Source organism: Mesorhizobium sp. WSM4887 (genome assembly GCF_029625865.1).
Lineage (GTDB): Bacteria > Pseudomonadota > Alphaproteobacteria > Rhizobiales > Rhizobiaceae > Mesorhizobium.
The window spans coordinates 322,027-330,320 of the sequence record NZ_JARTVP010000001.1; the positions used below are offsets into that span (position 1 = coordinate 322,027).

At 63.2% G+C, this 8,294-nt stretch carries 7 protein-coding genes and 2 tRNA genes; 4 read left to right on the forward strand and 5 right to left on the reverse strand.

Annotation, left to right across the window (positions count from 1 at the left end; genetic code table 11):
• Positions 1 to 4: 4 nt before the first annotated feature.
• On the forward strand, positions 5 to 775 hold the full coding sequence (locus P9230_RS01580; protein ID WP_278117131.1) for an SDR family oxidoreductase: 771 nt from the start codon (positions 5 to 7) through the stop codon (positions 773 to 775).
• Between the two features lie 21 nt (positions 776 to 796).
• On the opposite strand, the gene P9230_RS01585 is transcribed toward P9230_RS01580, so the two are convergent.
• A tRNA-Val gene (locus tag P9230_RS01585) sits at positions 797 to 872 on the reverse strand.
• Positions 873 to 1,090: 218 nt separating this feature from the next.
• On the opposite strand from P9230_RS01585, the gene P9230_RS01590 reads away from it, so the two are divergent.
• Positions 1,091 to 1,167 (forward strand) — tRNA-Asp (locus tag P9230_RS01590).
• Between the two features lie 227 nt (positions 1,168 to 1,394).
• Complete coding sequence (locus tag P9230_RS01595) at positions 1,395 to 2,741, forward strand: FAD-binding oxidoreductase (protein ID WP_278117133.1); 1,347 nt, start codon at positions 1,395 to 1,397, stop codon at positions 2,739 to 2,741.
• 451 nt (positions 2,742 to 3,192) lie between these two features.
• Here P9230_RS01595 and P9230_RS01600 read toward each other — a convergent pair whose 3' ends face one another.
• The 4 genes from P9230_RS01600 to ugpC form a co-directional block, all read right to left on the reverse strand.
• A complete protein-coding gene (locus P9230_RS01600) occupies positions 3,193 to 3,438 on the reverse strand; it encodes a hypothetical protein (protein WP_278117135.1) in 246 nt (81 codons plus the stop codon).
• A gap of 300 nt (positions 3,439 to 3,738) precedes the next feature.
• Complete coding sequence (gene rbsK, locus P9230_RS01605; protein ID WP_127241075.1) at positions 3,739 to 4,668, reverse strand: ribokinase; 930 nt, start codon at positions 4,666 to 4,668, stop codon at positions 3,739 to 3,741.
• Between the two features lie 4 nt (positions 4,669 to 4,672).
• The gene (locus P9230_RS01610; protein WP_066998829.1) at positions 4,673 to 5,125 is read right to left on the reverse strand and encodes an RbsD/FucU family protein; all 453 of its coding nucleotides are present in this window, start codon (positions 5,123 to 5,125) and stop codon (positions 4,673 to 4,675) included.
• A gap of 24 nt (positions 5,126 to 5,149) precedes the next feature.
• On the reverse strand, positions 5,150 to 6,208 hold the full coding sequence (gene ugpC, locus P9230_RS01615) for a sn-glycerol-3-phosphate ABC transporter ATP-binding protein UgpC (protein WP_278117137.1): 1,059 nt from the start codon (positions 6,206 to 6,208) through the stop codon (positions 5,150 to 5,152).
• A gap of 278 nt (positions 6,209 to 6,486) precedes the next feature.
• Between ugpC and P9230_RS01620 the strand changes: the two genes are divergently transcribed.
• The gene (locus P9230_RS01620; protein ID WP_067328234.1) at positions 6,487 to 8,151 is read left to right on the forward strand and encodes a sugar ABC transporter substrate-binding protein; all 1,665 of its coding nucleotides are present in this window, start codon (positions 6,487 to 6,489) and stop codon (positions 8,149 to 8,151) included.
• Positions 8,152 to 8,294: the final 143 nt, after the last annotated feature.

The window sequence follows — 8,294 nt, forward strand, 5'->3', positions numbered from 1 at the left end:
CCGCATGACCGGACGCATCGAAGGCAAGGTGGCGGTGATCGTCGGGGCCGCGCGTGGCATCGGCAAGGGCATAGCCCAGCGCTTCACCGAGGAAGGCGCCACCCTTGTGCTGGCCGACAGTGAAGCCGAAGCCGGCCAGGCGAGCGCAGACGAACTGGGTGCCGCCTTCATCCGCACCGACATTTCGAAGACGGCCGACGCCGAAGCGGTGGTGGCATTGGCGCTGCAGCGTCACGGCCGCCTCGACATCATCGTCCAGAACGCCGGCATCTATCCCTGGCAATTGATCGAGAACACCAGCCCGGAGGACTGGGACCGGGTCATGGCGGTCAATCTGCGCGGCAGCTTCAACGCGGCCCGGGCAGCGCTTCCACCGATGAAGGCTCAGGGCAGCGGTCGCATGCTCTTCACCTCTTCCATTACCGGCCCGCAAGTGAGCAGCCCCGGCCACGGCCATTATTCGGCAAGCAAGGCCGGCATCAACGGCTTCATCCGCGCGGCGGCGCTGGAGTTTTCCGGCTATGGCATCACCGTCAACGGCGTCGAGCCGGGCAACATCCTGACCGAGGGCATGAAGCTTCACCGCGATGCCGCCTTCATCAAGAGCATGGAGGACGCCGTGCCGCTCGGACGTCTCGGCACGCCGCGCGACGTCGCCAACGCCTTCCTGTTCCTGGCCTCCGACGACGCCAGCTACATCACCGGCACGACGATCGTCGTTGATGGCGGCCAGCTCCTGCCCGAAGGCCAGGATTTCCGCCTGACGCCGCCGTGAGTCTTGGTTGTGCCAGGAAACTGGTGGGCGATGACGGGCTCGAACCGCCGACATCTTCGGTGTAAACGAAGCGCTCTACCAACTGAGCTAATCGCCCGCTCCGGGCCGGACCTTTAAGCAGTTAGAGCTCTATTCGCAAGGCCCAATGAACAGCCGGCGCACCCGCTGTCGGACGGATTTCCCCAATGCCGGCGCACTTGTAAAAAAACCTTCTGCTGATTGTTGTTATGCTCACATGCCGCGCTTGACACCCGCAAACGAACCCCTTATCCAGCGCCCCAACGACGAACACGCCTGACACGTGCTCGTCAGTGCGCGGGTGTAGCTCAGTCGGTTAGAGTGCCGGCCTGTCACGCCGGAGGTCGCGGGTTCGAGCCCCGTCACTCGCGCCAGACTTTTCAAGGGTTTAAGCCCTGCTCAAAAGCTTGAACTTTCATTTTCCGGAGAGTTTCAACTTTTTGTATTCGCTACGGCCAACATTCGCGATCCACCGCGTCTGAATGGGCGACTACGGGAGCCGCTCGTCAGGCGCCTGTGCTCCACCTTCCCCCTGAACTGCCTCAAGAAAGGATGGCTGCCGGTGGGCCATAGCTGACGCGGCCTTTTCAGGATTCGCCCCTTGCCTACTTTCCCGTTCTCCGAAGCAGATCCGATTCAATTTCCCGGCCCTCCACCAAAAAGCGCTGACGTGGTCATTATCGGCGGCGGCGTTATCGGCGTTGCAACAGCGCTTTTTCTTGCGCGGCGCAACATATCGGTGACGCTGTTGGAAAAGGGGCGCATCGCTGCCGAACAGTCCTCGCGCAATTGGGGATGGATCCGCAAACAGGGACGCGATGCGGACGAACTGCCGATCGTGATCGAGGCGTCGCGTCATTGGCGGCAACTGGCTGAGGAATGCGGCGAAGACATCGGCTTGAAGCAGACAGGCGTGACTTACCTGGCAGGCTCCGACCGCGAAATGGCCCGCTTCGAAAAATTCATGAAGATCGCTGCCGCCCATGAGATCGACACGCGCCTGCTGAACGCACGGGAAACCGCCGGTCTCATCAAAGGCATGTCGCGCAGTTTCAAGGGCGCGATGACAACGCCTTCCGACATGCGGGCGGAGCCTTGGCTGGCCGTGCCCGCACTCGCCCGGCTTGCCGCCCGCAAGGGCGTCAAGATTGTGGAGAATTGCGCGGCGCGAGCCCTGGAAATCTCGGCCGGGAGGATCAGCGGTGTGTGGACAGAGGCGGGTCACATCGAGACGTCGAGCGTTCTGCTCGCCGGCGGTGCGTGGTCTTCCCTGTTCCTGAGAAGACATGGCGTTTCCATTCCCCAGCTCAGTGTAAGGTCGACCGTCGCGGCAACCGAGGCGATGCCTGAAGTCTATGCAGGAGCCGCGGCAGGAGAGCATATCGCTTTCAGACGCCGACAGGATGGCGGATACACGCTCGCTGCCGGAGGCAGTCATTTGCTTCACCTTGGCCCAGACGCATTCCGGCATGCGAAGAAATACCTTCCCGCGCTTATGGCCAATCCTTTCGGCTCACGCTATTCGCCGGCTGCGCCGGCGGGCTACCCGGATGGCTGGTCGACGCCGCGTCACTGGGCGCCGGATTCGCAAAGTCCTTTCGAAACAATGCGGGTGCTAAATCCGGCTCCCGAACGCTCTGGTCTGCGTTCCATCGAGCGCAATTTCAGGCGCCTGTTCCCACAGCTCGACGCGGTGCGCCTAAAGGCATGCTGGGCTGGCATGATCGACGCGATGCCGGACGTCGTTCCCATTGTGGACAAAGTGCAGGCGATAGCTGGCCTCGTTGTCGCAACCGGCATGAGCGGCCACGGCTTCGGTATCGGACCCGGAATCGGCCGCGTCGTCGCCGACATGATCCAGGGAAACCAGATCGGGCACGATCTCACCCGCTTTCGCCTGTCGCGCTTTTCTGACGGAAGCGCCATTCGGCCGGGCCCGGCCCTCTAGAGCAAGTCACCGACCGGCCAGCCTGCTCTGAGCAGCAAAATTCTTCAGCTGCGCGTGGGCGCCCCTATTCACTCGCCCAATATCACACCGGAGGCGACAATCTGCGCGGTTCGGGCGGTGAGCTTCTCGCGCTTTACAAGCGTGGGCTTTTTATAGGGCTTTTTCATCTCACCGTTCCGGGAAACCAGGCTGCCTGTGCTGGTCAAGACGGTGAACGCGCTGGCACTGCTTGCGTTCCGCAGGCGCGTTTGGCGGGTTGAGCCAGCCTTGGCCGGCCCCGGTCATCAAGCCATGGCACGTAATCGCAACGGCTTTGCGTTCCGAAAACCCAGGTCTTGAAAGCCTTGTCGGCTCGAACTGCTGCCCGGTCGCGCAGTTCCAGGAGAAGGGCGGGACGGTTTGGTCGTCGCCAAGGGTTTACGGTCTGCACTCGCTCGGGAGGGTGAGCCCTCTAGTGTGGACGCGCTCGCTGCACCGGTTGCGCCGCATTTGCCGATATAAAGTCAGCTCCAGTGCCTTGCGATCCCCGCTTGTAGATGAGCCGCATGACCAGTCCGGCATATCCAATCTGGAGAATGATCATTGCAAGCATAGCGCAGCCGAGCGCCTTCCAGGCGGAGCCGGTTTGCAACCCGACCCAGATTGCGACGGTGAACGACGTCGCGAACATGCCCACCAGAAATTGCGGAAAATACATCGCCAGTACCCTCGACCCTTAAAGCGCCGCCGCTCCATCGCGGAGCGGCGGGCCCCCCAAAATAGCCCCCCGGCTACCGAGGCACGGTCCACCCCGGCATTGCTGACAGTGCAATTGCGATGCCAGACACGGTGGCCCATTACGGGACACCTATGCCGTTGATGCAAGGCGTTGGCGCCGATTAATATTAACCGTGGCTAATATGCAACCCTGGGGGCCGTGAGAGACCAACTTCTGTGAGTTGTGGTCAAGCCGATGACCGGGTAGCGCCGCTGAAACGCCACGCGAGATTTGGCGGCTTCAACCCCGCGCCAGCAGCGCCTCGACCTCCTGGAGCGTCGGCATGGAAGGCGCGGTGCCCGGCCGGGTCACCGAAATGCCTGCGACGGTACAGGCGAAGCGCACCGCCTCCAGCGGCTCGACGCCCTTGGCAAGCGCCGCCGCCAGTCCACCATTGAAGGCGTCGCCCGCCCCCGTGGTTTCGATTACAGGGCCGGCAGTGACGGCGCCGACGTGATCGGATCGCTCCCTGGTGTGCAGCAGCGCGCCCTTCTCGCCAAGCGTCACGATGACGGCGCCGACGCCCTTTGCCAGCAGGCTGTCGGCGGCGCGGCGGGCATCGTCGACCGAAGAGACGGCGATGCCGGTCAGCCCCTCGGCCTCGGACTCGTTGGGTGTGACGTAGTCGCAAAGCGCGTAGATGCTGTCCGGCAGGGTGGCGGCCGGCGCCGGGTTAAGAATGGTAGTCACCCCTGCCCCGCGCGCGATTTGCAAAGCTTTCAGCGCCGCGTCAATCGGCTGCTCGAGCTGGGTGACAAAGACGCCCGCCGAGCGGATCAGGTCAGCATGCGCCTCGATGTCAGCGGAAGAGATCAGCATCGCAGCACCCGGGCTGACGATGATGGCGTTGTTGCCGCTGCCCTCCTCGACAAAGATATAAGCCGCCCCGGTGTAGCTGTCCGGCGTGTCGATGACCGCGCTCTTGACGCCCGCATCCTTCCACGTCTGCTTGGCCATGTCGGCGAAGGCATCGATGCCGAGCCGGGTCAGGAAGGTGATGTCGGCGCCGAGTTTGCCGGCTGCGACCGCCTGGTTCGAGCCCTTGCCGCCGGGTCCGAGCTTGAACGAATTGCCGAGGATCGTCTCGCCCATGCGCGGCTGGCGGTCGGCGCGATAGGCGGTGTCGGCGACGAAGACACCCAGGATGACGACTGGCTTGCTGGCGGACATCTCCTTACTCCGCATCCGGCGGAATGACGCCCTTGCGGAAGGCAAAGCAGCCATAGAAGCGGCGCTCACCGGTCTGGATGACGCAATACGCCTTCTTCGCCCGCTCGTAGAAGGCGTAGCGCTCGATCGAGATCATCGGCCAGGGTTTGCCCTCGGCCGCGTCGATTTCCTGCTGCACCTCCTTCTGCACCGGCGGGATCTCGTTCGGCTTGCCGACGATCTCCATGCGCGCGGCCGCGTCGTTGACGAAGCTGTCCAGGGGATAGAGCGACAGCACCGCCTTCACCACTTCGGCCGCCGGCGCATCGATGCGCAGCAGCTTGCCGAGCACCGTCTGCTTGGCGACGGAGTCGGATGGGAAATTGGTGTCGGCGATGATCAGGTCGTCGCCGTGCCCCATCGCCCGCAGTGCCTGGAGCACGTCGGCGTTGAGCAGCGGATTGATCCCTTTGAGCATGGTTTCCTCGATGTGTGTTTGCGGTCAGAGACGCTTGCCGGTCCCTGCGTCGAAGAGATGGACATGGTCGAGCCGAGGCCTGAGCTTCAGCGTATCGCCAGGCTTGAAGTCGTGACGCTCGCGGAACAGCGCCACCATCTCGCCCTCGCCGAAGCGCACGAACACCAGCGTTTCCGAGCCGGTCGGCTCGACCACCGAAATCGTGGACGCCACACCGTCGGGATGGATCTCCAGATGCTCGGGACGGACGCCATAGACGACGGCCTGGCCGTCCGCCGCGGCGATGCTGGCAGGCATCGGAAAGGCCGAGCCTGCTATGTCGACCTCGGACCTTTCACCCTTCTTCACCGTGCCCATGAGCAGGTTCATCGCCGGCGAGCCGATGAAGCCCGCGACGAACAGGTTGGCCGGCCGGTCGAACAGTTGCAGCGGCGCGCCGATCTGCTCGATGCGGCCGTCGCGCATCACCACGATCTTGTCGGCCATGGTCATGGCCTCGATCTGGTCGTGTGTGACGTAGATGGTGGTGGTCTTCAGCCGCTGATGCAGTTCCTTGATCTCGGTGCGCATCTGCACGCGCAGCTTGGCATCGAGGTTTGAGAGCGGCTCGTCGAACAGAAACACCTGCGGGTTGCGCACGATCGCGCGGCCCATGGCGACGCGCTGGCGCTGGCCGCCGGAAAGCTGGCGCGGATAGCGCTTGAGATAGGGATTGAGGTCGAGGATGTCGGCCGCACGCTTCACCCGCTCGGCGACGATGGCCGGATCGGTGCCGCGCAGCTTCAGCGCGAAAGCCATGTTCTGCTCCACCGTCTTGTGCGGATAGAGCGCGTAGTTCTGGAACACCATGGCGATGTCGCGCTTGGCCGGCGGCAGGTTGTTGACGATGCGGTCGCCGATCGAAATCGTTCCGCCGGAAACCGTTTCCAGCCCCGCCACCATCCGCAGCAGCGTGGACTTGCCGCAGCCCGAAGGGCCGACCAGGACGACGAATTGACCGTCGGCGATATCGACGCTGACCTCATGTAGAACCTTGACGGTTCCGAAAGCCTTGGCCACATTGGCGATCGCGACTTGAGCCATTGTCTCCCCTATCTTTTTCGGTGAAGCTAGCCATTGCCAACGGCAAGGGCAAGTCGGTATCTTATAGATAAAAAGCCAATCTTGTTGACAAGGTAATCGATTACGCGAATAGTGACGAGTGCCAATCCGAATGCCGGTCCTTGTCCCGAAAATCGGATCTCCAGGCGACGCAGGGTGGGGTCCCACGCTGCCCTATGGTATAGGAGAACCGCAGACGTTTCGACGTCGAGAGATTGGCAGAATCAATTCACGACTGAAGTTCTGGGAGGAACCTTGAGATGAGAGTCGATCTTTACGAAAAACTGGTGCGTGCCGGGGCGACCCGCCGCGATTTGCTGAAGGGCGCGGCCAGCATGGCGGCGCTCGCAGCGGCGTCCGGCACGGGGCTTGGCGCGCTGACCAGGCCGGCGGCTGCCGCCGACGACCTGCGCGCGAAAATCCTGCAGATACCCGGCGTCGGCAAAGGCCAGCCGACGGACGCCGACTTCCAGAAAGTCGGTGAGCTCTGCCTGGAAGCGACCAAGGCCAACGTCAAGCAAGGCGAGTTCGCCGGTGTCGAGCTCACCTTCATGGGCCTCAACAACCAGAACCTGCACAACGTGCTGTTCCGCGGCTTCCTGAAGCCGTGGGAGGCCTATACCGGCGCCAAGATCAGCTGGATCGACCTCGCCCAGGCCGACTACAACGCCCGTCTGCAACAGTCGATCGCGACCAAAACCGTCGACTTCGACATCATCGAGATGGGTGCGCCCTTCGAGGGCGACGTCTGCGGCAAGGGCCTCACCTCGGAGATGCCCGACTGGGTCAAGAAGCAGATCGACATGGACGATCTCGTCAACTACCTCAAGCCGCCGGTCGGCACCTGGGACGGCAAGCAGTATCGCGTGACCATCGACGGCGATACGCACAACTTCAACTACCGCACCGACGTATTCTCCGATCCCGACCTCGCCAAGGCCTGGAAGGAGAGCGGCGCGACGACCGAATGGGGCGTGCCCAAGACTTGGCAGGAAGTGCAGGCCGTCACCAAGTTCCTCAAGGGCAAGCAGTTCAAGGGCCAGGACGTCTATGGCTATCTCGACGCGCCCAAGCCCTGGGGCGGCTTCGGTTTCTACTTCCTCGGCAGCCGCGCCTCTGCCTATGCCAAGCACCCCGACGACAAGGCCTGGCTGTTCGATCCGGATACGATGAAGCCGCGCATCAACAACCCGGCTTGGGTGCGGGCCATCCAGGACGTCATCGACGCCCTGCCCTCGGAGCCGCCGGATCAGATCAACGCCGATCCGAACACCACCGGCTTCCAGCAGTTCCTGGCCGGCACTGGCTCGATGATCCCGTGGTGGGGCGATATCGGCTCCAACGTCAAGACCAACGACTCCTCGGTCATCGGCGACGTCACCGGCTTCTCGATCCTGCCGGGCTCGGACGACGTCTACAATTCGAAGACCGGCAAGTGGGACAAGCTGGCCAGCGGCCCGAACTATGCGCCGAACTGCGCCTATCTCGGCTGGGGCGTCTATGTCATGGCCCGCGTCGACAGCGACGAGAAGAAGAAGAAGGCGGCGTGGTCGGCGGCGGCCCATCTCGGCGGCAAGGATCTGTCGCTGTGGTGCGCGGCCTATCCTTCCGGCTTCCAGCCCTACCGCAACTCCCATTTCAACATTCCGGAATGGGTGGCGGCCGGCTATGACGAGGCCTTCATCACCTCCTATCTGAAGTCGGAGGGCGACTCCTACAACCATCCGAACGCCGCGATCGAGCCGCGCATCCCCGGCATCTTCCAGTACTACAGCGCCGCCGAGGACATCCTGGCCAACACCTTCGCCGGCAAGATGAAGGCGCAGGAAGGTGCGGATGCCATCGCCGCCGCCTGGGAGAAGCTGACCGACCAGATCGGCCGCGAGAACCAAATCAAGCTCTACAAAGCCTCGCTCGGCATGTAGGCTGTCCCGTGAGAAGTCGCGGGGGGGGGGGGGGGGGGGGGGGGGGGGGGGGGGGGGGGGGGGGGGGGGGGGGGGGGGGGGGGGGTGGGGGAAGGGGGGGGGGGGGAAAAGGGTAGTTATTTGTTTTGTTTATTTAATAGTAA

Excerpts from the sequence above, each read along its gene's own strand:
- rbsK (WP_127241075.1), bottom strand. The coding sequence starts at position 4,668 with ATGTCCGCCAGCAAGCCAGTCGTCATCCTGGGTGTCTTCGTCGCCGAC.
- ugpC (WP_278117137.1), bottom strand. The coding sequence starts at position 6,208 with ATGGCTCAAGTCGCGATCGCCAATGTGGCCAAGGCTTTCGGAACCGTC.
- P9230_RS01600 (WP_278117135.1), bottom strand. The coding sequence starts at position 3,438 with ATGTATTTTCCGCAATTTCTGGTGGGCATGTTCGCGACGTCGTTCACC.
- P9230_RS01620 (WP_067328234.1), top strand. The coding sequence starts at position 6,487 with ATGAGAGTCGATCTTTACGAAAAACTGGTGCGTGCCGGGGCGACCCGC.
- P9230_RS01580 (WP_278117131.1), top strand. The coding sequence starts at position 5 with ATGACCGGACGCATCGAAGGCAAGGTGGCGGTGATCGTCGGGGCCGCG.
- P9230_RS01610 (WP_066998829.1), bottom strand. The coding sequence starts at position 5,125 with ATGCTCAAAGGGATCAATCCGCTGCTCAACGCCGACGTGCTCCAGGCA.